Consider the following 23,652-nt stretch of genomic DNA (forward strand, 5'->3'; position numbering starts at 1 on the left):
CCGGCCCGCTGTGCCATGTTGGAGCTGAGTTTGGCCGTACCATCACTCACGTTGGGGTCGGTGAACGACGCCGCGCACCGCTCTCTCACCTTGCCCGCGGTGCCCGCTCAGCGCGCTGCGCGAGCCGCGACGAGCCCACTGACGAGCGACAGCAGTGCGCATGTGAGGATCGCAGCCGCGGCGGGCACGGCCGTACCCGTGCCAAAGATGCCTCCGAGTGGGGAAGCCATCGCTCCCAACACGAACTGGCTGAAGCCGACGAGCGCGGATCCGGCTCCCACCACGCCGACCGCCTGCGCCACAGCGAGGGCCGAGGCCGTGGACATGACCATGCCGCTGCCGGCGTTCAGCACTGCGATCAGCGGCACCCAGACCCACAGTCCAGGAGCGCCGGCGAGCAGCCCCACGAGTGCGAGCACCAAGAGCACTGCCCCGGCCCCGACCTGGAGCAGCTGCCCCACGCGCAAGAGTTGTGCCCCGGTGAAACGGTTGCCCAGCCGTCCGCTCCCCCACGCCCCCAGCATGAACGAAAGCGAACCCACCACGAAGGTGAGTGAGTAGCCGACAGGGGTGGTCTCGAACAGCCCCTGCACGATGAACGACGACGAAGCAATGTAGACCATCATCGCCGCGTAGCCTGCGCCAAACGCGATGACGTAGGCCATGAATACGAGCTTCCGCGCGAGCGAGCGCAGATTGCGCAGCAATACCCGCACCTTGAAGGGGTGTCGCTGCGCTGGCGGGCGGCTCTCGGGGATCACCCACAGCGCCACGGCGAGCATGCCCGCGGTGATGACACCGAGGCCCAACAGTGCGAGACGCCAACCTCCGAGTTCGGTCAGCCACGCCCCCAGCGGGTTCGCAACCGCGGGGCCGAGGGCCATCATCGCGAAGAGCGTTCCGAACGCTCGCGCGGTTTCACGAGGTGTCGCGATGTCGGCGATGATTGCCCGGGCGAGTACCGCGCCCGACGCACCCGCGAATCCCTGCACGGCACGCAAAGCGATGAGCACCTCGATCGACGGGCTGGCGGCGGCGAGAAACGCGGCGATGACGAAGACGGTGAAGGCGATGACCAGTACACGCTTCCGCCCAAGTGCGTCAGAGAGCGAACCCGAGAACAGTTGCCCAACCGCTGCACCGCCAAGGAACGCAGTGAGCGTGAGTTGCACGACCGCGGGGCGAGCGCCCAGGTCGGACGCGATGTCGGGGAACGCGGGAAGGTAGAGGTCGGTGGCGACAGCCGCAGCCATCGCCACGTACCCGAGCGCAAGCATGAGCCCCGGCGAGATTCGCCGGGGCTCATGCGTTGATGCGAGGTTCGTCACTGAGCTGACGCGTCGTCTGCCCGGAACCCCTTCTTCGCGAGTTGGATCTGCTGGTAGACATGGTGACGCAGTTCCGTGAAACGCGGCAGCGCCCGGGTCTCGAGCTGATCGCGTACCTCAGGCAAATCCACGACGAGATCTTCCTGCACCACCGTCGGCGAGCTCGACAGCATGATCACCCGTTCGGCCAAATACACCGACTCATCGATATCGTGCGTCACGAAGAGCACGGAGATGCCGAGCGTCTTGCGTACCTTACGCACCAGATCCTCCAGGTCGGCGCGTGTCTGCGCATCGACCGCGGCGAACGGCTCGTCCATCAGCAGGACCTCGGGCTGGTACGCGATGGCCCGCGCGATGGCAACACGCTGCTGCATGCCACCGGAGAGCTGCCACGGGTACGACTTCGGCACGTGCGAGAGGCCCACATTCTCGAGCGCCTCTGCGACAAGCTTCTGCCGCTCGGCCTTCGGCATTCCCGCATTCTTGAGCGGCAACTCGACGTTCTCGGCGACGCGCAGCCACGGAAACAGCGAGCGCCCGTACTCCTGGAACACGACCGCCATCTTCTTGGGCGGCGCGGTGACCTCTTTGCCGTCGAGCACCACCTGACCGCTTGTCGGTTCGAGCAGCCCGGCGATGCACTTCAGCAGCGTAGTTTTGCCGGACCCGGACGGGCCGACCAAGCAGGTCAGCTCGTTCTTCCCCAAATCGAAGGTGAGGTTTCGCACCGCCTCGATGTCGCCGCCATCGGTGTGGTAGATCTTCTTCAGGTTCCGCACCGAGAGCAGAGTTTCTTCGGGGGGCAGGGTGCGCCCGTAAGAGACGGTATCGAGTGGGGTCTGAGTTTCAGGCTGCATTTTCAAGATCCTTCAGTCGGTGGTACCAGCGGAGCACGCGGCGCTCCACGAAGCGGAAGATGACGGCTACGGTCAGGCCAAGCAAGCCCAGCACGAGGATGCCCGACCACATCTCGGGAATCGCGAACCGGCGCTGGAACTGGATCACGGAGAACCCGAGTCCCGAGCTCGAGGCGAACATCTCGGAGATGATCATCAGCATGAGGCCGATCGGGAGGCTCTGCCGCACGCCCGCGAAGATCTGCGGTGATGCGCCGGGGAGCACCTGGTACCTCACCCGCTTGAACCCAGCAATGCCGTACGACCTACTGGTGTCAGACTGCACCGAGTCGGCGGCGCGCACCCCCTCGACGGTGTTGAGTAGCACCGGCCACACCGCGGCCAGCGCGATGATCCCGATCTTCATCGCGTCGGTTGTGCCGAACAGGAGGAGCAGCACCGGGATCAGCACTGGCGGCGGGAGCGCGCGAAAGAACTCAAACACCGGTTCGGTAAACGAACGCAGAGTCGGGTTGAGTCCGACGAGCACACCCAAAACGATGCCACTGACGATCGCGATCGTCACACCGGCGAGGAATCGACCGATGCTCGGCAGGATGTCGATCCAGATACGCGGCCCGAGCCAGGTTTCAACAAACGTGACGACGAGCTCGGGCGGGGTCGGCACAAAGAAGTTGGGGGAAACGATCGTCCCGATCCACCACAGCGCGATCAGGATGATCGGGAGGCCGAGCGCGAACCCGATCCCCGAGAGTAGCTTGTTCATGCTGGGATCTCCCCTCGTACCGATTCGTGCCAGGATAGTTGCCACCGCTCGAGCGCACGGGCGCCGAAGTTAATGAGCACGCCGAGCATGCCAGTCGCGAGGATCAGCGCGTACATCGTGACATACTGGCCACCGTTCTGCGCCTTCGAAATCTCAAGGCCAAGACCCGGAGTGCCGATCAGAAGTTGTGCCGTGACCGCGAGGATCAGCGCGACTGCGGCCGCGAGCCGCAGTCCGGTCATCAGGAATGGCAGCATCGTGGGGAACACAATGTATCGGATGCGCTGCCACTTGCTGAAGCCGTAGCTGCGCCCGGTCGACATGGCGACTTGGTCGACGTCAGCCACCCCGTACAGCACCTGAATGAAGATCTGCCAGAACGACGCGTAGAGAATGAGCAACAGTGCCGCCTGCATCTGCGCGCCAAACAGCAGGACCGCGAGCGGAATCAGGGCAACCGATGGGATCGGCCGGAGAAATTCAACCGTGGTGTGCGTCGCGCGTCGCAGGAATGGCGAAAGTCCGACCGTGACACCCAGGACGGTACCGGCCACCAGTGCGACCGCCAGGCCGATGCCCCACGTCAGGACCGTGGTGCCCATCGCGATCCAGAAGTCGCCGAATGTGAGGATGGTAAAGAAGGCGGGGATCACCTCGGTGGGTGGGGGCAGGAAGCGTGAGTCGACCAGGCCGACTCTCGCTGCGCCCTCCCATATCAGGAGTAACGTGAGGATGCCGGCGAAGCCGAGCAGCAGCTGCTTGGGGCGGCCCCTACGCTTCTTGGTCTGTTCTCTCGCGATAGCAACAACCCTGGTGGGGTTGTCTTGCGGCGCGATTTGCGTGGTCATGGAAGCTGTACTCCTTTGGAATCAGCGTGCGGGCTGCGTTGCCCGCAACTCGTTCTTTCGAATCTTTCCACTAGCGGTGCGGGGGAAGTCATCAACGAAGTAAATCTGACGGGGAATCTTGTACTTTGCCAAGCGTCCGGAAAGGTGCGCGATGATCTCCTCATCACCAATTGTCGCACCGGGCTGCACCATCACATAGGCGTGTGGTACCTCGCCCCACTTTTCATCGGGGGCACCGACCAGTGCCACTGCGGCGATCGCCGGGAGCTCCATAATGATGCCCTCGACTTCGGCGGAGTAAATGTTCTCGCCGCCCGAGATAATCATGTCTTTCAGACGGTCTGAGATGTAGATGAAGCCCTCATCATCGAAGTAGCCCAGATCTCCCGAGCGGAACCATCCGTCGACAAACGCGGCCGCGGTGGCTGCGGGATTCTGCCAGTAACTCCGAATGACGTTTGGGCCCTGCACCCAGATCTCGCCGACAACGCCAGGCGGCACCTCCGCGCCGGCATCATCAACGATCTTCACGTCAGTGAAGAAGTGTCTGAGCCCCGACGAGCCGACCTTCTGCATCGCCTTGTCGGCCGGCAGCGCGGTCGCGCCCGGCGAGGTTTCGGTCATGCCATAGCCCACTGAGAATCCGAGCCCGCGTTCCTCGTAGGCGGCCATCGTGCGCTCAGGCACGGCCGACCCACCGCAGGTGAGTCGGCGCAGGCTGCTGATATCAGTCGACTCCCAGTTCGGATGCTCCTGCAGCATTTGATAGGTCGTCGGCACTCCGGCGAGCATGGTGATGCGCTCGGCCTCAATCGTTTCAAGCACGGCAGCGGGGTCGAACTTCTCATGCAGCAGCACGGTTCCACCCTGCAGCAGTACCGCAACCGCACCGTTGGTCAGCGCGGCAACGTGGAACATCGGGGAAATAAGGAGTACCCGCTCGCCCGGTGACACGCCATAATCGACCATCACGTTGAACGAGTTCCAGGTGATGTTGCCGTGCGAGATCACCGCGCCCTTTGGGTGTCCGGTCGTGCCGGAGGTATACAGAATGATTGCCGGATCGTCGAGACTCACCTGCGTGTCGATCCGCTGATCCGCACCCGAGGAGATGACTGCCTCGAGCTCTTCCACACCGGCCCGGGCCTCACCGTCGACAATGATGCGCTGGTCGATTTGAGTCGACCAGCTGGCGGCACGCGCCAGATCAGAAAGTTCACTGTGAAAGACGAGCAGTGTTGCGCCGGAGTTCTCGAGCATGTATTCGAGTTCAGGTGCCGCGAGCCGAGTATTCAGCGGCACGAAGATCGCACCCAGGTTGAGCGTCGCAAAGAGTACCTCGATGAACGCCTGATGGTTATTGCCGAGGTAGGCGACCCGGTCGCCTTTTGAAATACCGCGTTCGTGCAGCGCCCGGCTCAGACGCGCGATGCGTTCGGCGAGTTCGTCATAGGTCAGTCGGTGCCCCTGATGCACGAGCGCGACGACGCCACGCAAACGCTCACGCTTCCGCTCGATCCACGGACCGATGCCTTCGTTCTGCACGGGATTCCTCTCTGAATTCCTCTGGATGCCATAACGACCGGGTCGGGGTGCAGGGCAATGCCCTGCACCCCGATTTTCGTTACTTGGTCAGGATGACCGTCGACAGGTCGGGCTGCGACTCGATGAAGCCGAAGTCGAGCGCCGTAGCGCTGAGCTCTTCGATCACCTTCGGGTCAAGGTCACCCGAGATGAACTCGAGGTTGATGGTCTCGACAACCGCGGCATCCATGCCTGTGTGCGCGACAACTGCGGCGCGGAACGCGTCGGTATCTCCCATCGCCGCTTCAGCGGTTTCCATGATTGCATCACGGAACGCCTTGACGATCTCGGGGTTCTTATCTGCGTAGTCGCCCGAGGTGAAGGTCACCATCGTGTACAGCCCGGGAATAGCGCGAAGCGGATCGCCGAGGAACTCAATGCCCTCAGTGGCGCGGGCCTTTGAAATGAACGGCTCGGGTGTCCACGAGGCATCGATGTTGCCCTGCTCGAGCTGGGCAAGCTGATCAGGGAAGGCGATCTCGATGAACTTCACCAGGTTCGGGTCACCTCCGTCTGCCTCGACCATGGCCTTGGTACCCAGGTCACCCTGGGTGTTCAGCGCGTTGATAGCGACGGTCTTGCCCTCGAGATCCTTCCACCGGGTGATCCCCGAGTCGGCCAAGACGGTGATTCCTGAAGGAGCCAATTCCTCCGGGTCACTCGGGGTCTCGTTGTTGCGTGAGTAGCCCGAGACGATGCGCATGTCGAGGCCCTGGCTCGCTGCGGTGAGCACCGAGAGAGGGTTGCCGACTGCGAACTGCATGGAACCGCTCGACACTGCGGGCAGCAATGCGGCTCCACCGTCGCCCAGCTGCAGCTCGACGTCAAGGCCGTGCTTCTCGAAAATGCCCTCGTCAATGCCGAGCTGCACGGCCGCCGCGGGGGCAATCGGCAGCACACCGACGACGACCTTGGTGAGTTCACCCGAGGCGGGCTCCGAAGTCTCGGTGGTGCCCCCATCCAGCGTCCCGCCAGAGCAGGCGGTTAAGACGAGCGCCGCGGCTGCGGTTAATGCGGCAAGCGCAGACAGACGTAGTTTTTTCATTTCAGTGACTCCTTTGTTACTGGATGGGGGCGAACACACCGACGCGAGCGCCGATGCATTCCGATATTCAGTTAGAAAATGTGCAAGAGACGCGGGTGTGTCAGGTGTGCCTACGCGTAGAAGCGCTGCAAGCTACGTGCGACGACCGCGGGCTTCGTTCCACCCTCGAGTTCGATCACCACATCGATGACGGCTTGCAGACCGCCCGGCACCTCGAGCACTTCAGCGATCGTGGCCGTCAGTCGAACTTTTGATCCGACGGGAACTGGTGAGACGAATCGCACTTTGTCGAGACCGTAGTTCACCTTCGTGCTGGCACCTTCAATGTCAAACAGTGCCGTCTGGAGCGGGATCAGCAGCGAAAGCGTCAGGAAACCATGCGCGATCGGGGCGCCGAACGGGCCATCTGCCGCCCGTACCGGGTCCACATGGATCCACTGATGGTCATCAGCCGCATCGGCGAAGAGGTTCACGCGGTCTTGGGTGATCTCGAACCAGTCGGTGTAGCCCAGATCCTTCCCTACGTATTCGGGCAGCTCCGCGAACGGAATCATCGTCGTCATTGACACTCCTTTTGGTCGACAATAAATGCCATGGAATCGCACATTCTTGAAAATGTCAACTATTGAGATCATCTTGTAATCAAGTAGACTGATGCCATGGCTGAGACATCCACAGAATCGACGGGGATCGCTGGCGGGGGCGATCGACTCTGGGGTACGAAGGTCGGTGACGATCTCGCATTTCTCCTCGCGCGCGCGAATGCGCTGTCGCTCGCTCGGGTCAATGCCGCGCTCGCCGACTTCGACATCAAGATCCGTCACTACTCCGTGCTCGCAATTGCTGCGACCGATGCCCGGCCGTCACAGCGCGAACTCTCCGAGTTCCTGCAACTAGACCCCAGTCAGATTGTTTCTCTGGTTGACTACCTCGAAAAGCGCGGACTCGTCACACGTGAACCCGATCCGCGCGACCGGCGCGCCAACGTCGTGGTAGCCACTCCCCAGGGCAAGCAACTCGCAGAGCAGGCCCGCGATGCGGTAAAGGTGTCAGAAGATCACTGGTTCTCGATCCTTCCTCAGGAAGACGCGGAGCGGCTCGGTTCGATCCTGCGCACGCTCGCGGGATCGAACGACCTCGCGACCACTCGCTAGTTCAGACCGAGGCGCACGTGCGTCGCACTGATTTCGCGTTGTCGGGCCTCATATCGAACAACTCCCGCGCCTGCGCCTCCACTCACCGCCCGAACATGAGCACCGCATGCGCTGAGGCGCTCGATAACGCGGCCTGATCCACCCCTGATATCTCACCCGATGACTCAACGGAGAGCAGCATGCAGAACCACGGACTCGGCGCTTGGTTGCCCAAGCGGCGGCAGACCACCCCCGAAAAAGTCGCGCTCGTGTACGGGGAAGGTCGCGAGATGACATACCTGCAGCTCGCCGAGTTCACCGATGCTATGTCTGGTCTCTTGCATCAGCATGGCGTGAGCAAGGGCGACCGGGTCGCGTTCATCGGCGAGAACTGCCCCGAGTTTCTGATGACTCTGTTTGGCTGCGCACAACTCGGGGCGATCTTCGTGCCGATCAATACGCGCCTCGCACCGCCCGAGATTGAGCATGTGCTCGCCGACAGCGGAACCACCGTGCTCGTGCACGGACCCGACTTTTCCGACACGGTCGCGGAGGTGGCTGAGCGCGCCGGGGTGAGGCACCGCCTGCAGACGGGCGAAGAAGGCTCAGACGGAATGCCGGGGCTCCGCCCGCTGCTGCGCGCGGGCACTCGCGGGCACGTCGACACTGCGGTCACGCTCGACGACTCGGCGATGATCATGTACACCTCGGGCACCACCGGCAGGGCGAAGGGTGCGGTGCTCACCCACGGCAATCTCACCTGGGTGAGCATCAACACAGCGCTCGACTACGATCTCGTCTCGCGCGATATCGCACTGCTCATCTCACCCCTCTTCCACGCCGCGGCGCTCGGGATGGGCGCGCTCCCACTGGTGCTCAAGGGTGCCACCATTGTGCTCGAACAGGGGTTCGATGCGGGCCGCGCGCTCGGACTGATCGAGCGATACCGCATCACCAGCCTCAGCGGTGTGCCGACGACGTATCAGCTGATGGCCGACCATGAGAGCTGGGATCGCACCGATCTTTCGAGCCTCACCAAGCTCACCTGCGGCGGATCTGCGGTGCCCACCCGGATTCTCGATGCCTACGAACAGCGCGGGCTCGGCTTCTCGCAGGGATACGGCATGACCGAAACATCGCCGGGCGCGAGCTACCTCCGGCCCGAGCGCAGCCGCGAGAAGCAGGGCAGCGTGGGCGTCGGGCATTTCTTCACCGATGTGCGCATCACCGATGCCGAGACGGGCACGGTCGTGCCGCGTGGCACGGTCGGCGAAATCGAGGTGCGCGGCCCCAACGTGTTCGCCGGCTACCACGGCCTGCCCGACGCGACCGAGCAGGCGTTCACGCCCGATGGGTGGTTCCGCTCGGGTGATCTCGGGTACCTCGATAGTGACGGGTACCTGTTCATTGCCGACCGCCTGAAAGACATGATCATCTCGGGCGGCGAGAACATCTACCCGGCCGAGATTGAGGATCACCTCAACAGCATGGAGGGCGTGACCGGTGCCGCGGTCATCGGCGTACCCGACGAGCAGTGGGGCGAGGTGGGCTGGGCGATCCTCACCGTGCGCGAAGGGGTGGATCCGGAAACCGTCTCGACCGAGGCCGTGAAGGCCGCGCTCGACGGTAAGCTGGCCCGCTACAAGATCCCGAAGCGCGCGATCGTGGTCGATGAGTTCCCGCGCACGGCCTCGGGCAAGATCCGCAAGGCAGACCTGCGGGCCCGCTTCGCCTGAAGAGGTGCTTGAAGTGCCCGGACACGATGCAAGACGCCAGAATCACACAAATAGATTCTGGCATCCATTCACCTGGTGAACACCCAGACGGCCCCCAAAGCCTAAACTTTGGGGACCGCCTAGTCCGTGTGTGATCGACGAATCGCTTAGAGCGGGTATTGTCCGGGCTCGCGACGCATTGTAATCCAGCGAGTCTCGGTAAACGCATCAATATTCGCATCTAAGCCACCGTGACGTGAGCCCGTGCCTGACGAGCCCACTCCACCGAAGGGGGTATTGGCCTCATCGTTCACGGTCTGATCGTTGATGTGAACGATGCCCGACGGAATCTTGCGTGCGAGTTCCAGAGCACCGAGCGCGTCGCGGCTGACGATCCCCAGCGAGAGTCCGTACTCGGTGTCGGAAGCGAAGTCCACCGCTTCTTCGTCGGTCGAGTACGACACGACCGACGCCACAGGACCAAAGACTTCATCGCAGTATGCCTTCGCGGTACGCGGCGGGCGGGATAGAACCGTGGGCCGATAGAAGAGGCCTTCGAATGTCCCACCCGCAGCCAGGATCGCCCCCTGAGCAACCGCCTCTTCAACGAGCGCGTGCACGCGGTCGCGCTGAGTCTCGTCGATGAGTGGACCAAGGTGCACCTGACCTACAGCGGGATCTCCGACGAACATCGAGTCTGCCTTTGCCGCGAGTTTCTCGACATACTCGTCGAAGCGGGACTCGTGCACGATGTGACGCCCCACTGTCATGCAGATCTGACCCTGATGGAGGAACGAGCCCCAGGTCGCAAGGTTCACCGCCTGATCAACATCAGCGTCCTCCCGCACGATGAATGCAGAGTTGCCACCAAGTTCGAGGTGCGCTCTTTTGAGGTACCGGCCGGCGAGCTCGCCCACGCTTCGACCTGCACGCGTCGATCCGGTGAATGCGATCACTCGCACCAACGGATGCGTGACCAGAGCTTCTCCAACCTCCGCCCCGCCGGGCACGAGCTGCAACAGGCCCTTCGGAAGACCCGCCTCTTCGAAGATCCGCACCATTGCAATACCGCCAGTAATCGTCGTGCGGGGATCTGGCTTGAGTAGCACCGCATTGCCGAGCGCGAGCGCGGGCGCAACGGCACGGATACCGAGGATGAGTGGAACGTTGAAGGGCGAGATAACCCCGACCACACCTACAGGCACGCGCTCCGCAAGTGACAACCGAGGTTCTTCACTGGAGAGCATGGTCCCAAGCGGTGCAGAGGGTAGGGCGGCAGCCTCATAGCACTCTGCAGCCGAGACGTGAAGTGCGAAACCAGCGAGAGCAGGAATCGCACCGACTTCACGAACGTTCCAGCCGCCGATCTCCTCTGCGTGCTGCTCCCAGAGCGCACCGGCACGGCGCAGTACCGCGGCTCGTGCCGGGTGCGGAAGCGCCGCCCACTCCTGCTGTGCCACCGCCGCACTCTTCGCGGCTCTGCTCACGTCGGCTGCTCCCGCGATGCCGACCTGCGCGAGCACTTCACCCGTCGCGGGCTCGATCGATGGGATACTCCCGCCCTCACCTACGACCCATTCGCCGTCGATGAAAATTTTGCCGGCGACGGCCGTTATGTTGATGAGTTGTGGCAAGTCGGTTGCTGGGGTTTGCATGGGGATTTGTCTCCTAAGTTGTATCGACAGGGCTAAAAGTGTGTGATGTAGAGACTGCTCAGTGCACTTGGCGAAGCTCCTGCGCGATCGCCTGGGCCGCCTCTCGGATGCGATGGGCGAAATAGCGCTCGTCCCAATGCTCGGGCGAGAGAACCATCTCGATCGCAGCATGAGGGAATCCGGTCAGAGTCGGAATCGGTGCAGCGATCGCTACGCTTCCCTCGCCGTACTGCACAAAATAGCCGTGTTGATGGCAGGCGGAAAGAGACTTACTGATGCCGTTCAGACCGTCCTGAATCGCCAGCGCATCCCGGCCGGTAACGCGACGGAGGGCACGCTCTCGCCAGTCCACCGGTTGCGCGCTGACGAGCGCTGCCCCGAGTGCAGTAACAAACAGCGGGAAGACTTTTCCCTCCTGCGCCTGAGTGGGAGCGGACTGAGCTCCGCGCACATTCCCGACGTAGAGAGCCTCGGCAGTGTCAGGAGAATCTGTGGTGAGCACTCCCAAAAACACGTTCTCACCGCTCGCATCGTAGAGACGGGTGAGGTGCACTTGCGCGACCCGACGCAGCTTGACCTGAAGCTCCGAGAACTGCGCCAACTCCCAGACAAGGGATCCAACGCAATACCGACCACTCCCGGTGCGACTGAGAAGCCCCAGTGATACGAGGTCGCTGATGAGTCGATGCGCCGTGGAACGCGGAATTCCCGAACGCTGCACGAGTTCCTTTGCCGAGAGAGTGTTCTCATCCTGAGTGAAACAGCGAAGCAGTGCTACCGCCCGAACGAGCAGTTGAGCGACATCAGGAACTGCTGAGGGTTCGGCGCCGTGCACACTTCGAACTGTATGCCGGGTTGCTTCCTCTCCAAATGCGTGCTGTGGCACGGGGTGCCGATACTGAGCAATCATCGGCTTCCTCGCTCTCATCTCCGTCGAACCCCGAAGGCTCAATGTCTCCTGTTCACAGTATCGACATCCTTCGAAGATGCCTTGACACCGGGAACACAGTTGTTGACCTCAGACGCACTGGTTCGGAGCGGGACTCAGGATGCGGCTTCGCTATCGCAACATTCCGCGCGCGTCCCGTGGACTATAGCCATACGCGCGTTTGAAGGCGCGGCTGAAATGCGTCGGTTCGGTGAAGCCCCACCTCGCGGCCAGGCTGGCCAACGGCTCGTTCTGCTTGTTGGGATCTTCGAGATCCCTCCGGCAGCGCTCGAGACGGCGTTCGCGTACCCATGCGCTCACCGTCAGGTCGTTGCGCTGAAACAGCACCTGAAGGTATCTGGGCGAGATGAAATGTGCATTGGCAATCGCTTTGAGGCAAAGTTCGGGGTTTCCCAGGTTCTCCTCGATGTAGTTCATGATCCCCCGCAGCAGTGCACTGTTTGACCCGTAGTCACTGCGATCCTCGAGCTCGAAGGAGAGCATGGTTCCAACCAGATCGACGATGTTGTAAGGGAGCCGCGAGCCGGATGGGCGGGCCAACTGATCGAGCTGCGACATCAGGTGAGTCATGAATGGCGAGACGCTCGCGGCGAATCCCCGCTCCCGGTCGAAACGCACGGCAGTGAGCTGCGAGGTCGCTTCGGAGGTGAGGCTCAGTAGTTCCCTAGGAAACATGATGATCGCCGTGCGCGCGCCCTCGCTCGAGAGCAGTGAGTACGGTCGCGAAGTGTCATAGATCGCAAGATCGCCCTTGCGCAGCACCGCCTCTCTTGAGTCCTGCATAACGATGCTCTCGCCCGTGAGCATGAGGCTCAACTTAAGGAATCCGTTGCCGACGCTCTCCTCGATCAGCTGAGGGGTGCGTTGGATCGTGTGCTCCGGCGCGGTGACCTCGAAACAGTACACGCGCCCTCGACCAGCGATCCGCATGATGCCTGAGAAATGCTTGCGTTGAGCACTCGACACCTCGAGCGGCATCACAGAGTTGCGTACGAGCCGAGAGTATTCATCGAGCGATTTCGTCACGGTCGTGTGTAAGCCTAGGAAAGCCGGGGTAGTAGAACTTAGGACAGTCACAATGATCTCGCTTCCTCTTGCGTCGTTGCATGATTGCGTCCTGATCACTCTAGGTGTGATCAGTCTCACCTGGTGAAAAAGTCTCATGAGGTGAGACAATTGCCTTTTCCGTAGGATTCGATCAGCAGCGACCCACCACGGACTACCGAACAGGTGGCATCAAATACCACAGCGGGTACCCGCGAAAAGACTCGCACGGCACCCGCTGTGTGGGGATGTAACTGCTCTAAGGGAATGTCACCACAGTACGGCCCAGGTGCCGTGCCATGTCTGCATAGGCATCGTTCACTTCGTCAAGCGAAATTGTCCTCGACACCAACTCGTCGAGTTTGAATCGCCCCTGCGCATACAGTTCGGCGAAGTATGGGATATCGCGACGGAAATTCGTGGAACCGTTAAAGATTGGGCGAATGCGGACTTGGTTCCAAATGAAGTCCGGGCCGATGCCGATCTCCAAAGTCGCCCCAGGCTTATTGATACCCACCACGCCGAGCTCACCTGCACGACCTACGGAATCGTAGGCCAACTTGGTCACTTCTGGGCGACCCACGAAGTCAAACACGTGGTCTGCTCCTCCGCCAGTCAGTTCACGAATCGCGGCAACCGGATCCGTCTGCGTTGAGTTGACCGTATCAGTTGCGCCAAAGCGGACCGCCATTTCTAGCTTGTCTTCCGCCACATCCACCGCGATGACTCGCTCAGAGCCTGCCAGCAGAGCTGCCTGCACCGCAGTCAGGCCCAAACCACCGCATCCGAAGATGGCTACGGTAGCGCGCTCCTGCACTTGTGTGGCACGCAGCACAGCCCCCGCACCAGCGAGCACACCGCACCCGAGGATGCAGGCAATCTCGTGAGGAACTTCTTGCTCAATCCGCACCAGGTTATTCTCATGGAGCAACGCTTGCTCCGCGAACCCACCCAAGTTCGCGACTGCGGTCACCGGCGTTCCGTCGATCGAGAGACGAGGCGGCTGTTCTGAGGTACGCGAGACGACCTCAGGCTGCGTGCACATATTAATGTCGCCAGACGCGCAGGCGGCGCAGTTGCCGCAGTGCGACTGCAATGAGGCGACCACATGTTGCCCGACTTTGAAATCGGTGACATCCGGCCCCACCGCGGCAACAACCCCTGAGATCTCGTGGCCGAGAATCGCGGGCAGTGGCCAACCGCCCAAGGAGCTCGCGGTCAGATCGCTTTGGCATAGCCCGCTCGCCTTCACATCGACCAGCACCTCCCTCCCCAGCGGCGCGTCGACTGTCACGTCTGTTAGTCGGTAGGTCGAGCCAATCTCTTCTAGCACAAGCGCCTTCACAAGCACTCACTTCCTCTCTGTCTTCGTCATTCACTTCGACACTGCCAATGTCAAGGCTGGGGTGTGCAGTTTTACCGAAGCGGTACCGACGTACCTATGATCTAGAACCGCGTGATCACGGCGCGAGCAACCCCACCGCTCGCGAGGTCGTCGTAGGCCCGGTCGATCTCTTCGAGGCCGATCCGTTCGGAAACGAGATCGTCAAGATTGAACCTGCCCTGCAGGTACAGGCTCGCGAACATCGGGATGTCGATGTGCGGGTTCGTCGATCCCATTGCGACGCCCACGATGCGACGTTGAGGCAGGATGATCTCACCAAAGAGATCGAGACCCAGTTGTGTACCGGCCTTCTGCACACCGATTAAGAGGGCGGCGCCCCCTACGGCGAGCATGCGCACTGCTTGCTCGGCGGTGGACGAGCGACCGATCACTTCGAAGGCGTACGTCGCCCCGCCTCCGGTGAGATCTCGCACCGCTTCGACCGGGTCACAGTCTGCCCCGTTCACCAGGTCGGTTGCGCCGAACCGTCGCGCGAGTTCGAGTTTCGCGGGCTGCAGGTCTACCGCGATGATGCGCGCGGCGCCGGCGAGAGCCGCTCCCTGTATCGTGTTGAGGCCGACCCCCCCACAGCCGATGACTGCAACTGTGTCGCCTGGTCGGATACCGGCGGTATTGATCGCCGCTCCGGCGCCGGTCACAACCCCGCACCCGAGTAGGCATGCTGCCTCAAACGGGATGTCACTGGGAATAGGAATAGCGAGATTCTGATGCACGAGAACCTGCTCGGCGAAGCCACCGACACCCATGAACTGCGCAATGCCCTCGGTCTCGAGACGAAGTCGCGGCTCTTCCTCCGGCCCCCGCTCAAGAGTGCTCACTCGCTGGCAGCGGTACGGGCGCGACCGGCGGCATTCACCACAGATTCCGCAGCCTGCAACCATACATACCGTAACTCGGTCGCCGACTCGCACGGTGGTCACAGCGTGCCCCACCTCGGCGACCACGCCGGCCACCTCGTGACCCAGCAATACCGGCATCGGAAATCCCATGCCGTGTTGCGAGATCGAGAGGTCGCTGTGGCAGAGTCCGCTCGCCTTCACGTCGATGACTATCTCCTGTGGGCCGGGTTCGGCGAGTGAGATCTCGGCGATCTCGAACCCAGCACCCGGGGCACGAACGACGGCGGCGCGCACTATGCGTCACCCCTTTGCGGCGAATTCGGCAGCAGCTCTCCCTGAGGATCGTCGACGCCGCCGAAGGGCACGGCTGGTCCAGAGAGAATGAAAAACCCAGGAGCACCTGCTCCTTCCTCGGGGGTGCCTGTGCAGAGAAAAAGTGTGTCATTCACTTTGCGAATCTCGTCGAAAAAGCCGATATTCCCTGCGCCGTTATCAAAGTCACTGTACTTCAAACAGAGCGAGATTTTCCCGTCGAGGGGAGATGGAAGCCGGTAGATACCGAACCGGTCTCGGCGTGCAACCGTTCCATTGGGGTGGAGGATCCGATTGTAGCCCGACGCACCCTCGCCCTCCTCGCCCGGAAATCCCTTCCCCAGCCAGAACGAACCGTTCCCAGCTTTTACCCGACCGAGGGCCGCGGCAAACGTCTCCTCTGTCAGGCCGTAATAATCAATACCGGCATACTCTCCACGCATCTCACCCGGAGACGGCGCGTCGAGCGTGGTGAACAACTGCATCAGTGCATCGAAGTCGAGTGCCAGTAAGTGAGGCACTTGCCAGTACTCAAGCGGGTCAGCTGCGGTCATGATTATCTCCTTTGATTTCTGTGTGAGGTAAGTTACACGTCGATTTCTGCGGGCTGACGGACCCCTATGCAAAGCGTTCAGACCCGATCACTGAGCGATCGCCCCCGACCATAAATAACCATTGCGACCAGAATGACGACCCCGTAGAGGATCTGCTGATCGCTCGTTGCGAGCCCGTGCCCGATGAGTACTGTGGTGATCACCGTGAGCATGAGCGCGCCGATCACCGTGCGCGAGTAGTCGCCGGGGCCACCGAACACCGTGCCACCGATAATCACCGCGGCAAGGCTCTGGAAGAGGTATGGTCCACCGATTGAGGTGTTCACTGTGCCAGAGAAGGCCGCCAGAGCCACGCCGGCCAAACCTGCGCAGAGAGCACTCAGCGCGAAAACCATGATCCACATGCGTCGAACCTTAATGAGCGAGAGCTCCGCGGCGCGGTCGTTTGCCCCAGCGGCGAGCATTCGGCGGCCGACTGTTGTCCGATGGATGAACAAGCTGAGGAGACCGATGAGAATCGCCCAGATCAGGAGCACCGGAGGAAACGGGAGACCGAAGGTGGTGGATCGCAGTGAGGTGAGTGCCATGAGCCACTCGGGTGCGCCCCCGGCAATGGTGCCCTCGGTCTGGATCTGCATCAGGCCGAGCGCGAAGGTGCCCATCGCGAGCGTCACCACCAAGGGTTCGACCTTGTACTTGTGGCAGACCCATCCGACGATGGCCCCGAGCAGCAGAGTGAACGGCACCAGAATGAGCATCGCCATGCCAAAGTCAATACCGTAGAGGCTGGTGATCTGAGTGGCAAAGACCGCGCCGACGACGAGGAAATTGGCCACCGACATGTCCACTCCGCCGAGCAGGATCGCGAGGGTCTGGCCGATACCGGCAAGCCCCACGAGCGATGCCAGGATGAGGAGGGACTTCACGGTGTTCGCCGAGGCGAACCCTTCGAGCGTGATGGCACCGATCAGAAACACGATAATCGTGATCGCCAGTTGCATGATCGGGAAACGCCTCTGCGCCCGACCGAGCGCTTCGAGGAATCGTGGGCGTTGATCCATTGCATTCACAACTTGGGTGTTCAGCGGCGTGGTCATGCCTTCTTTTCCTTCCGCGGTGCGGCCATGATTGCGCCGGCGATTACCGCGAAGAGCAGCAGTGCACCGAACACGAAGTTGAGCCAGACTTGCGAGACATTGAACAGAGTGAGCATGTTCTGCACGAGGAAGATCACAGCCGCGCCGGCTATGGCTCCAAGCAGCCCACCCCGGCCGCCCATGAGGGAAATGCCGCCCAGAGCGATCGCGGTGATCGCTCCGATTATGTAGGAGGAACTTGAAGAGGCATCGACAGAACTGACGAGGGCCGTCAGAGCGATGCCACCGATCGCCGCGATCATGCCTCCGATCGAATAGGACACGATTCGGATGAGAGAAACGTTGACCCCAGCAGAGAACGCTGTAGTGTCATTGCCTCCTACCGCGTACAGATTACGACCGTAAGCCGAGCGCATGAGCAACATCCACGCTACCAGCGGCACGGCGACGACCAACAATGCGGTGGGGATCACCCAGACCTGTCTGGTCAAGTCGAGTACCCAGCCGTCGTAGAGAATGACGGGGGTGGGCGCCAATCGCAGGTTGATACCGGTGAGGATAAACATCGAAGCGAGAGATGCGACTATCGGAGGCAAGCGCAAGCCGACGGCAAGAAGTCCGTTGAGACCGCCGATAATGGCACCGATCACCAGCAGAATCGGGATCGCCACGTAACCGCCCAGACCTGCTGGAGTAAGGTATCCGACGAGCAGAATCGACGAAAGTGTCATCTGGGCACTAATCGACAGGTCAATGCCACCGCCGATGACTGCTGCAGCTGTAGCCATTGATGCGAGCGCGAGAGGGGCGAACGCGGCAAACTGCTGCACAGGGCCGAAATTAGGCTGCATAACGACGTTTACAACAAGCATTATCGCGGCGAGTGCGGTAGCGAACGCGGCGGGTCGTGCGCGCAAGAAGAGTCGCAGCCGCTCTGCTCCAGTTGCCGACGGAAACACTCGCGAGGCGGAGCGCTCAAGCGTTGGTATCATCGTCCGAATCCTTTCCAAAGAAGCTCGCGACCAGAGTGTTTCGGGTCATTCGAGCGTGGGGAATTTCTCGCGTACACTCGAGGTCGTCAAAGACGAGGACGCGATCCATCAGTTCGATGTGCTCATCAACCTCGGTCGACAACATGACCACAGCTAACCCTTCTGCGGTGAGTTCACTGAGCAACCGGTACAGGTCCCGTTTCGCGTTCACGTCGATACCGCGAGTTGGATCATTGAGCAGGAGAACCTGGGGCCGCGTCGCGAGCCAACGCGAGATGATGACCTTCTGCTGGTTACCACCAGAGAGTGTCGTGATCGCGTTCGCGACATTCCCCGTCTTGATGCTCAATCGGGAGACGTAGTCGGCGAAACGCTTCACCGTTGCCTTCGGACGCAAAATTCCCACTCGCGCATCCTCGGCGATTGTTGTGATGGCAAAGTTGTCGAGAATAGACATCCATTCGAACAAAGACTCCCCTCGACGCTCGCGCGGAACATACGCAATGCGTGAGGCATGGGCGAGCTCGTGGGAACTGATGACAGTCTCGCGTCCATCGCGGTCGATGCGAATGACCTTGCCGAAGCCAGTTCCCATACCCGCAAGCGCCTTGATGAAGGCATCCTGCCCCTGCCCCTCCAACCCGGCAAGTCCGACTAGTTCCCCCGCACGGATACGTAGGTCTATGGGCGCACGACCCATGCCCAGCCGTAGCCCACGAGTCTCCAACAAAACGGGAGCTTCCTCGGATACTCCACGCGCCTCGGAACGCGCCGCGGAGGGTGCAACGTACTCACCGCCAGTCATCATAGTGACCAGTTGTTCCGTTGTTCGGTGCTCATCGTCGAGAGTGCCAACGGTCACACCGGAGCGCAGCACAGTGACTCGATCACCGATCTCTTCGATCTCATCCATGCGATGAGTAATGAGAATGATGCCAACACCCTCGGCTCGTAGCGCTTCAACAGCTGCGAAAAGCCGTGAGCGGCTGTCGTAATCAAGAGCTGAGGTAGCTTCGTCGAGGATCAAGACCTTGGGAGAACGCAGCAGAGCGCGCGCAATGCTGCACACCTGGCGCTCACTCAACGACAGATCCTCAAGTTTGGTCTCCAGCGTTGGCGGGTTCTCGAGCAACCGGTTCAGTATCATCTGTGCCCGCTGGACCTTCTCGGCATGGGAGAGGGACTTGAGAAATGAGCCGTCGAATCCGAGCCACAAGTTCTCCAGGACGGTGCGACTTTCGACCGAGAGCACCTCCTGGAATACCGTAACGATGCCGGCCGCCTGTGAAATTCGAGGCGACCCGAAGCTCTCGTAGCTCCGCCCTTCGATCTCAATCTTGCCCCCACTCGGGGCATGGATCCCGCTCAGGATTTTCACCAGGGTGGACTTGCCAGAGCCGTTCTCGCCGACGAGTGCATGTACCTCTCCACTACGCACTTCGAAAGATGCGTCGCGCAAGGCAATGGTTGGCCCGAATCGCTTACTCAGCGACTTGATACGAAGCAACACGTGGCCGTCTTGATCCAACCTTTCGCGACCTCCAACAACTTGCGTCAACACAGGCTCCTCTACTCGCTGATTGCAATCTACGTCTATCCACAGGGTGGGGGCGTGGCGGTTCACAGACTTTTCGACCGATCCCCGCCACAACACTGCACGGCCAAACCGTGCCGGGTAGCACCCGCGCCTATTGAGTCGGCTGAGAGAAGTACCCATCCAAGTACTCATCAGGCAAGAGGCTTCCGACAGTCTGACTCTCACCAGCGGAGGTCGTGGTCGAACCAGGAACGACATACTCGCCGAGGTTTTCATCGGTGATGAACTGGGTCTCGAGCGCGATCTGATTGATCTTGGGCCCTTCCCCATTCATGGTGCGCATGGCAACCGACCAGAGCGCCTCACCGAACTGTGTGCCTGTTCCAGGGATCGCAAGACCCTCGTATCCCTCCGGGCGCAGTTGCTCCCACCAGGCGAGCGAAGCGGCAGTCGGAAGATTATCGAGCACGAGCGGCATCTTCTCGCGGTTATTGTCCGAGAAGCCTGAGAAGATGCCTGCACCCATCGAGGCCACCTGATACACCATGTCAATCTCTCCCGGGTAGGAGGATAAGAAGCTCATGACCGCCGTCTTCGCACCCGGATCGTTGAAGTTGCCCGCTGGCTGCCCGACAACCTCAATGTTCTCGCATGATGAAAGGGTCTCCAGCGCGGTCTCTACGGAAGTAGTATTGACCGTCATTCCCTCGATGCCCTGCACGATCAGCACCTTGCCCGACTGATCAATCATCTGTGCACCGCGCGCAACATGCTGTGCCACAGAGTCGTAGCCATTCGGGCTAATGTTCAGCGCGTATGGGGAGGCCACATACCCGGTGAAAGTCACTGTCGGGATGCCCTGCTCGCCGGCAGCGTTGACTGCACCCACGAGGGCTTCACCGGACAACGGCTGCGCGATGATGATATCAGCACCCTTCCGCACGAGCTGCTCGAATGCCCGCACCTGGTCAGCCGCGGTAACTTCTCCACCTGCGCCGCCGGGAGTTTCGATGAGCAGTTCTGCCACCTCGCCCGCCACGATGGACTGCTCAGCCAGCTTCGCGATCTCTGCGCTCAATGCTGCGGCAACCGGGCTTCCCGAGTCCTGCTGCAGGTACCCGACCGTGACCGGTCCATCTGATACCTGAGACTCGAGATCCGCAAATGCGCTGGCTTCGATAAGATCAGGCCAGCCGTTGAAAGCCGCCTGAACACTCTCCGGAAGCTCCTTGAGAAGACCGTCTGGGTCGTTGGGTGCTTTGGTCGGCACGTCGCCACAGGCGGCGGCGCTAACCGTTTCGGGTGCGCTGCTGTTACCAGCCCCGGCACTTGACGTCCCACCACCGGAGCAGGCCGTAAGCGCGAGTGCGATGGGAACCAGAAGGCCGAGGGCCATGGTACTGCGGACACCGCTATACCGGTATGCGTCTCGTTGTGGACGTGTGAAAGCGTTCATATTGTGTTCCATTCCTGTGCTTTGTTTCATCGTTGAAATATGGGAATGCCCGGCAATCACCTGAGGCGAAAACCTAAGATTTTCACTTAGAGCAACCGTAAGTGGTAGGGAGCCCTGACAAGGCACCCATAAGGCGACCGTGCGCGCCAGTGTCAATTCAGTTCGCCGCAGGGCAACTCGACCCTGCACGCGCCGGGGTGCAAGCGGGTCGACTAGACGGTGATGACCTTGGGCGCCGCAACCGATTTGAGGCCGTGTGCGCCAAACTCCAGACCGTAACCCGATGCTTTGATGCCGCCAAATGGCACCATGGGATTGAGCGTGCCGTGCTGGTTGATCCATACCGTACCGCTATCGATCCGCTCTGCAACCTTGCGAGCTTCCTCCGGGTCGCCCCATACCGAGGCGCCGAGTCCTTGCTCGGACGCATTGGCGCGCACGATTGCATCCTCGAGATCGGTGTAACGAATCACGGGAATGACCGGACCAAACTGCTCCTCGTCGACTAATGCTGCGCCGTCTTCAATGTCGGTAACAATCGTCGTTCGGAAGAAGTTCTTCCCGAGCTCGGGTGCGGCCTCACCCCCGGTGACAATGGTGGCACCACGTTCGACTGCATCCGCGACGAGGCGGCTCACAATGTCAAACTGCTGCGGAGTCGACAGAGGCCCGAGGAGACTCGCTTCATCTGTACCGTGCCCCATAGGGGTGCTCTCAGCGAGCTCCTTCAGCTCGGCAACCACCTCATCGTAAACGGAATCGTGCACATAGAGCCGTTTCAGCGCCGCGCAGGTCTGGCCTGTGTTGATGAAGATGCCCCAGAACAGGCTTTCGGCAATGACCTTCGCATCGGCGCCAGGAAGCACAATCCCCGGGTCATTTCCACCCAACTCGAGCGTCAGTCGCGCGAGATTGTGGGCCGAACTGCGCACGATCTCGCGCCCGGTTTCGGTAGAACCCGTGAACATGATCTTGTCGATCTTAGGATGGCTCGCGATTCGCGACCCAACCTCACGATTGCCGGCCACCACAGTGAGAACCCCCTCAGGGAGGTGACGATTCATCAGTTCTACCACCGCTAATACGCTCAGCGGAGTGTAGCTACTAGGCTTCACGACGACTGCGTTGCCCATTCGCAGCGACGGTGCAATCTGCCAAATCCCGATGAGAGCGGGCCAGTTCCACGGGCCAATCGCAGCGACCACGCCAAGTGGCACGTAGTGCAATTCCGAGCGCGTCCCCTCAGCTTCAAACAACACCTCGGGCTCAATCGTCGTGTCGGCGGCATTGCGGATCCAGGCCGCGCATCCTGCAGCTTCGAATCGAGCGCCCGCACCATTGAGCGGCTTCCCTTGCTCCCGAGCAATGATGACCGCAAGTTCTTCCGCATGCGCGTCGATTTCGTCGGCGGCAAGATGCAGCAGCCGAGAGCGTTCGGCGTGACCCCTAGATGCCCACTCCGGCTGTCGCTCCCGTGCCCGCTCCACCGTGGTATCAAGATCGGCCACGGTGTGAACGGGGGCGTACCCGATGGTCTCACCGGTGGCGGCATCGGGGATTGCACGGCCTGTCGATTCACCGACCGTGATCGCTTTGAGCAGCATACCTACGTCTGACAACACTTCCTCCTTGAACCATGCCGCACCGCTCCGTTGCGCTGGGCTTCAAAGAAAAGTCTCCTGCGTCGGCAGGGTCACAGACAGGCAGCAGGCGCATGATCAATGATCGTTCGCGCACTGCGCGCTGCGGTCATGCCGCAGTGCGCAGTGGACTCGACGTAGGTGTGGCCCTGACCCCGTCGGGTGGACACCTCACAAGAGAGAATGTTCACTGTGGCAAGATCACGTCGGGAGTTCACTCCTGAGTACAAAGACGAGGCCGTGAAGCTGGTTTTGACCACCGGCAGAGCGGTCGCGACCGTCGCCCGCGAGCTCGGCGTCAACGAGGCGACGCTGGGCCGGTGGGTGGCGGCGTTCAAGGCTCGCAACGAGACCGGACAGACCGAGGTGACGGAATCCGAACGGGCCGAGTTGCTGCGGCTTCGGAAAGAGAATTCGGACTTGAAGATGGTCAGTACGCGTCAGAACAGATCACCTTCTTCGCCGCCCAGAACGGCATCACCCGGTCGATGGGCTACACCGGGATCTGGGACAACGCCATGGCCGAGAGCTTCTTCGCGACGTTGAAAACCGAGTTCTACTACCGACGGGTTTGGCCCACCCGAGCCCGCGCGATCCAAGGCGTCGCGGACTGGATCGAGGATCGCTACAACCGCCGCCGCCGGCACTCCTCGATCGGGCACGTCACGCCAGTGGACTTTAAGATGCAATACTCGTCACAGGCCGCGCAGATCCAACTCGCCGCTTATCCCGTGTCCACGCTCCGGGGTCAAGGCCAGTTATTTTCCCGCGAAGGCTTGCAGGGCGATGCCCCCCCACATTCGTGTGGGGGGCAGCGGCGGATTCTTCCTCCTGGACCGCCCATGGACTGCGGCCCGCACTGACCTCTCGGCAGTGCGTGTGCGTTGCACTGC

At 61.3% G+C, this 23,652-nt stretch carries 22 protein-coding genes; 4 read left to right on the plus strand and 18 right to left on the minus strand.

Features of this window, described 5'->3' with window-relative positions; all coding sequences use genetic code 11:
- Nucleotides 1–107: 107 nt before the first annotated feature.
- From ACR0R4_RS05285 to ACR0R4_RS05315, 7 genes are all read right to left on the minus strand, one after another.
- The gene (locus ACR0R4_RS05285; RefSeq protein WP_433646324.1) at nucleotides 108–1,328 is read right to left on the minus strand and encodes a multidrug effflux MFS transporter; all 1,221 of its coding nucleotides are present in this window, start codon (nucleotides 1,326–1,328) and stop codon (nucleotides 108–110) included.
- Nucleotides 1,325–2,188: an ABC transporter ATP-binding protein gene (locus ACR0R4_RS05290; protein WP_433646326.1), complete on the minus strand. Its 864-nt coding sequence runs from the start codon at nucleotides 2,186–2,188 to the stop codon at nucleotides 1,325–1,327. The genes ACR0R4_RS05285 and ACR0R4_RS05290 overlap by 4 nt, the downstream gene beginning before the upstream one ends.
- The gene (locus ACR0R4_RS05295; RefSeq protein ID WP_433646327.1) at nucleotides 2,178–2,954 is read right to left on the minus strand and encodes an ABC transporter permease; all 777 of its coding nucleotides are present in this window, start codon (nucleotides 2,952–2,954) and stop codon (nucleotides 2,178–2,180) included. Before ACR0R4_RS05295 ends, ACR0R4_RS05290 begins: the two co-directional genes overlap by 11 nt.
- The gene (locus ACR0R4_RS05300) at nucleotides 2,951–3,802 is read right to left on the minus strand and encodes an ABC transporter permease (RefSeq protein ID WP_433646328.1); all 852 of its coding nucleotides are present in this window, start codon (nucleotides 3,800–3,802) and stop codon (nucleotides 2,951–2,953) included. Before ACR0R4_RS05300 ends, ACR0R4_RS05295 begins: the two co-directional genes overlap by 4 nt.
- Before the next feature lie 21 nt (nucleotides 3,803–3,823).
- Nucleotides 3,824–5,347 carry an o-succinylbenzoate--CoA ligase gene (gene menE / locus ACR0R4_RS05305; RefSeq protein ID WP_433646329.1) on the minus strand — a complete coding sequence of 508 codons (1,524 nt, stop codon included), beginning with the start codon at nucleotides 5,345–5,347 and terminating at the stop codon, nucleotides 3,824–3,826.
- 79 nt (nucleotides 5,348–5,426) lie between these two features.
- Nucleotides 5,427–6,431 (minus strand): ABC transporter substrate-binding protein, encoded by a 1,005-nt coding sequence (locus ACR0R4_RS05310; RefSeq protein ID WP_433646330.1) that lies wholly within the window; start codon nucleotides 6,429–6,431, stop codon nucleotides 5,427–5,429.
- A 110-nt stretch (nucleotides 6,432–6,541) separates the two neighbouring features.
- A complete protein-coding gene (locus ACR0R4_RS05315; RefSeq protein ID WP_433646331.1) occupies nucleotides 6,542–6,994 on the minus strand; it encodes a MaoC family dehydratase in 453 nt (150 codons plus the stop codon).
- Nucleotides 6,995–7,090: 96 nt separating this feature from the next.
- Here ACR0R4_RS05315 and ACR0R4_RS05320 point away from each other — a divergent pair, with 96 nt between their 5' ends.
- Both ACR0R4_RS05320 and ACR0R4_RS05325 read left to right on the plus strand, forming a co-directional pair.
- Nucleotides 7,091–7,585 (plus strand): MarR family winged helix-turn-helix transcriptional regulator, encoded by a 495-nt coding sequence (locus ACR0R4_RS05320; protein ID WP_433646332.1) that lies wholly within the window; start codon nucleotides 7,091–7,093, stop codon nucleotides 7,583–7,585.
- 179 nt (nucleotides 7,586–7,764) lie between these two features.
- Complete coding sequence (locus ACR0R4_RS05325; RefSeq protein WP_433646333.1) at nucleotides 7,765–9,300, plus strand: acyl-CoA synthetase; 1,536 nt, start codon at nucleotides 7,765–7,767, stop codon at nucleotides 9,298–9,300.
- A gap of 146 nt (nucleotides 9,301–9,446) precedes the next feature.
- Here ACR0R4_RS05325 and ACR0R4_RS05330 read toward each other — a convergent pair whose 3' ends face one another.
- The 11 genes from ACR0R4_RS05330 to ACR0R4_RS05380 form a co-directional block, all read right to left on the minus strand.
- On the minus strand, nucleotides 9,447–10,934 hold the full coding sequence (locus ACR0R4_RS05330; protein WP_433646334.1) for a benzaldehyde dehydrogenase: 1,488 nt from the start codon (nucleotides 10,932–10,934) through the stop codon (nucleotides 9,447–9,449).
- 58 nt (nucleotides 10,935–10,992) lie between these two features.
- A complete protein-coding gene (locus ACR0R4_RS05335; RefSeq protein ID WP_433646335.1) occupies nucleotides 10,993–11,769 on the minus strand; it encodes an IclR family transcriptional regulator in 777 nt (258 codons plus the stop codon).
- Between the two features lie 225 nt (nucleotides 11,770–11,994).
- On the minus strand, nucleotides 11,995–12,909 hold the full coding sequence (locus ACR0R4_RS05340; protein WP_433646336.1) for an AraC-like ligand-binding domain-containing protein: 915 nt from the start codon (nucleotides 12,907–12,909) through the stop codon (nucleotides 11,995–11,997).
- A 277-nt stretch (nucleotides 12,910–13,186) separates the two neighbouring features.
- Nucleotides 13,187–14,221 carry a zinc-binding dehydrogenase gene (locus ACR0R4_RS05345; protein WP_433646337.1) on the minus strand — a complete coding sequence of 345 codons (1,035 nt, stop codon included), beginning with the start codon at nucleotides 14,219–14,221 and terminating at the stop codon, nucleotides 13,187–13,189.
- A 152-nt stretch (nucleotides 14,222–14,373) separates the two neighbouring features.
- On the minus strand, nucleotides 14,374–15,465 hold the full coding sequence (locus ACR0R4_RS05350) for a Zn-dependent alcohol dehydrogenase (protein WP_433646338.1): 1,092 nt from the start codon (nucleotides 15,463–15,465) through the stop codon (nucleotides 14,374–14,376).
- Nucleotides 15,465–16,037: a hypothetical protein gene (locus ACR0R4_RS05355; RefSeq protein WP_433646339.1), complete on the minus strand. Its 573-nt coding sequence runs from the start codon at nucleotides 16,035–16,037 to the stop codon at nucleotides 15,465–15,467. The genes ACR0R4_RS05350 and ACR0R4_RS05355 overlap by 1 nt, the downstream gene beginning before the upstream one ends.
- Before the next feature lie 77 nt (nucleotides 16,038–16,114).
- Nucleotides 16,115–17,134 (minus strand): ABC transporter permease, encoded by a 1,020-nt coding sequence (locus tag ACR0R4_RS05360; protein ID WP_433646340.1) that lies wholly within the window; start codon nucleotides 17,132–17,134, stop codon nucleotides 16,115–16,117.
- Nucleotides 17,131–18,126 carry an ABC transporter permease gene (locus tag ACR0R4_RS05365; protein WP_433646341.1) on the minus strand — a complete coding sequence of 332 codons (996 nt, stop codon included), beginning with the start codon at nucleotides 18,124–18,126 and terminating at the stop codon, nucleotides 17,131–17,133. The genes ACR0R4_RS05360 and ACR0R4_RS05365 overlap by 4 nt, the downstream gene beginning before the upstream one ends.
- A complete protein-coding gene (locus ACR0R4_RS05370) occupies nucleotides 18,110–19,636 on the minus strand; it encodes a sugar ABC transporter ATP-binding protein (RefSeq protein ID WP_433646342.1) in 1,527 nt (508 codons plus the stop codon). Before ACR0R4_RS05370 ends, ACR0R4_RS05365 begins: the two co-directional genes overlap by 17 nt.
- Nucleotides 19,637–19,814: 178 nt before the next feature.
- The gene (locus tag ACR0R4_RS05375) at nucleotides 19,815–21,119 is read right to left on the minus strand and encodes a substrate-binding domain-containing protein (RefSeq protein WP_433646343.1); all 1,305 of its coding nucleotides are present in this window, start codon (nucleotides 21,117–21,119) and stop codon (nucleotides 19,815–19,817) included.
- Nucleotides 21,120–21,331: 212 nt separating this feature from the next.
- On the minus strand, nucleotides 21,332–22,738 hold the full coding sequence (locus ACR0R4_RS05380) for an aldehyde dehydrogenase family protein (protein WP_433646344.1): 1,407 nt from the start codon (nucleotides 22,736–22,738) through the stop codon (nucleotides 21,332–21,334).
- Between the two features lie 204 nt (nucleotides 22,739–22,942).
- Here ACR0R4_RS05380 and ACR0R4_RS05385 point away from each other — a divergent pair, with 204 nt between their 5' ends.
- Together ACR0R4_RS05385 and ACR0R4_RS05390 are read left to right on the plus strand one after the other, a co-directional pair.
- Nucleotides 22,943–23,305, plus strand: a complete 363-nt coding sequence (locus tag ACR0R4_RS05385) for a transposase (protein ID WP_433646345.1) — start codon at nucleotides 22,943–22,945, stop codon at nucleotides 23,303–23,305.
- Nucleotides 23,278–23,622: an integrase core domain-containing protein gene (locus ACR0R4_RS05390; RefSeq protein ID WP_433646346.1), complete on the plus strand. Its 345-nt coding sequence runs from the start codon at nucleotides 23,278–23,280 to the stop codon at nucleotides 23,620–23,622. Before ACR0R4_RS05385 ends, ACR0R4_RS05390 begins: the two co-directional genes overlap by 28 nt.
- Nucleotides 23,623–23,652 lie beyond the last annotated feature (30 nt).

Origin of the sequence: Leucobacter fengyongliangi, assembly GCF_050971685.1 — a bacterium.
Lineage (GTDB): Bacteria > Actinomycetota > Actinomycetes > Actinomycetales > Microbacteriaceae > Leucobacter.

Coding starts and splice junctions, on each gene's coding strand:
- ACR0R4_RS05310 (WP_433646330.1), bottom strand. CDS start 6,431: ATGAAAAAACTACGTCTGTCTGCGCTTGCCGCATTAACCGCAGCCGCG.
- ACR0R4_RS05360 (WP_433646340.1), bottom strand. CDS start 17,134: ATGACCACGCCGCTGAACACCCAAGTTGTGAATGCAATGGATCAACGC.
- ACR0R4_RS05390 (WP_433646346.1), top strand. CDS start 23,278: ATGGCCGAGAGCTTCTTCGCGACGTTGAAAACCGAGTTCTACTACCGA.
- ACR0R4_RS05355 (WP_433646339.1), bottom strand. CDS start 16,037: ATGACCGCAGCTGACCCGCTTGAGTACTGGCAAGTGCCTCACTTACTG.
- ACR0R4_RS05295 (WP_433646327.1), bottom strand. CDS start 2,954: ATGAACAAGCTACTCTCGGGGATCGGGTTCGCGCTCGGCCTCCCGATC.
- ACR0R4_RS05330 (WP_433646334.1), bottom strand. CDS start 10,934: ATGCAAACCCCAGCAACCGACTTGCCACAACTCATCAACATAACGGCC.
- ACR0R4_RS05385 (WP_433646345.1), top strand. CDS start 22,943: ATGTTCACTGTGGCAAGATCACGTCGGGAGTTCACTCCTGAGTACAAA.
- ACR0R4_RS05320 (WP_433646332.1), top strand. CDS start 7,091: ATGGCTGAGACATCCACAGAATCGACGGGGATCGCTGGCGGGGGCGAT.
- ACR0R4_RS05365 (WP_433646341.1), bottom strand. CDS start 18,126: ATGATACCAACGCTTGAGCGCTCCGCCTCGCGAGTGTTTCCGTCGGCA.
- ACR0R4_RS05300 (WP_433646328.1), bottom strand. CDS start 3,802: ATGACCACGCAAATCGCGCCGCAAGACAACCCCACCAGGGTTGTTGCT.
- ACR0R4_RS05290 (WP_433646326.1), bottom strand. CDS start 2,188: ATGCAGCCTGAAACTCAGACCCCACTCGATACCGTCTCTTACGGGCGC.
- ACR0R4_RS05325 (WP_433646333.1), top strand. CDS start 7,765: ATGCAGAACCACGGACTCGGCGCTTGGTTGCCCAAGCGGCGGCAGACC.
- ACR0R4_RS05315 (WP_433646331.1), bottom strand. CDS start 6,994: ATGACGACGATGATTCCGTTCGCGGAGCTGCCCGAATACGTAGGGAAG.
- ACR0R4_RS05375 (WP_433646343.1), bottom strand. CDS start 21,119: ATGAACGCTTTCACACGTCCACAACGAGACGCATACCGGTATAGCGGT.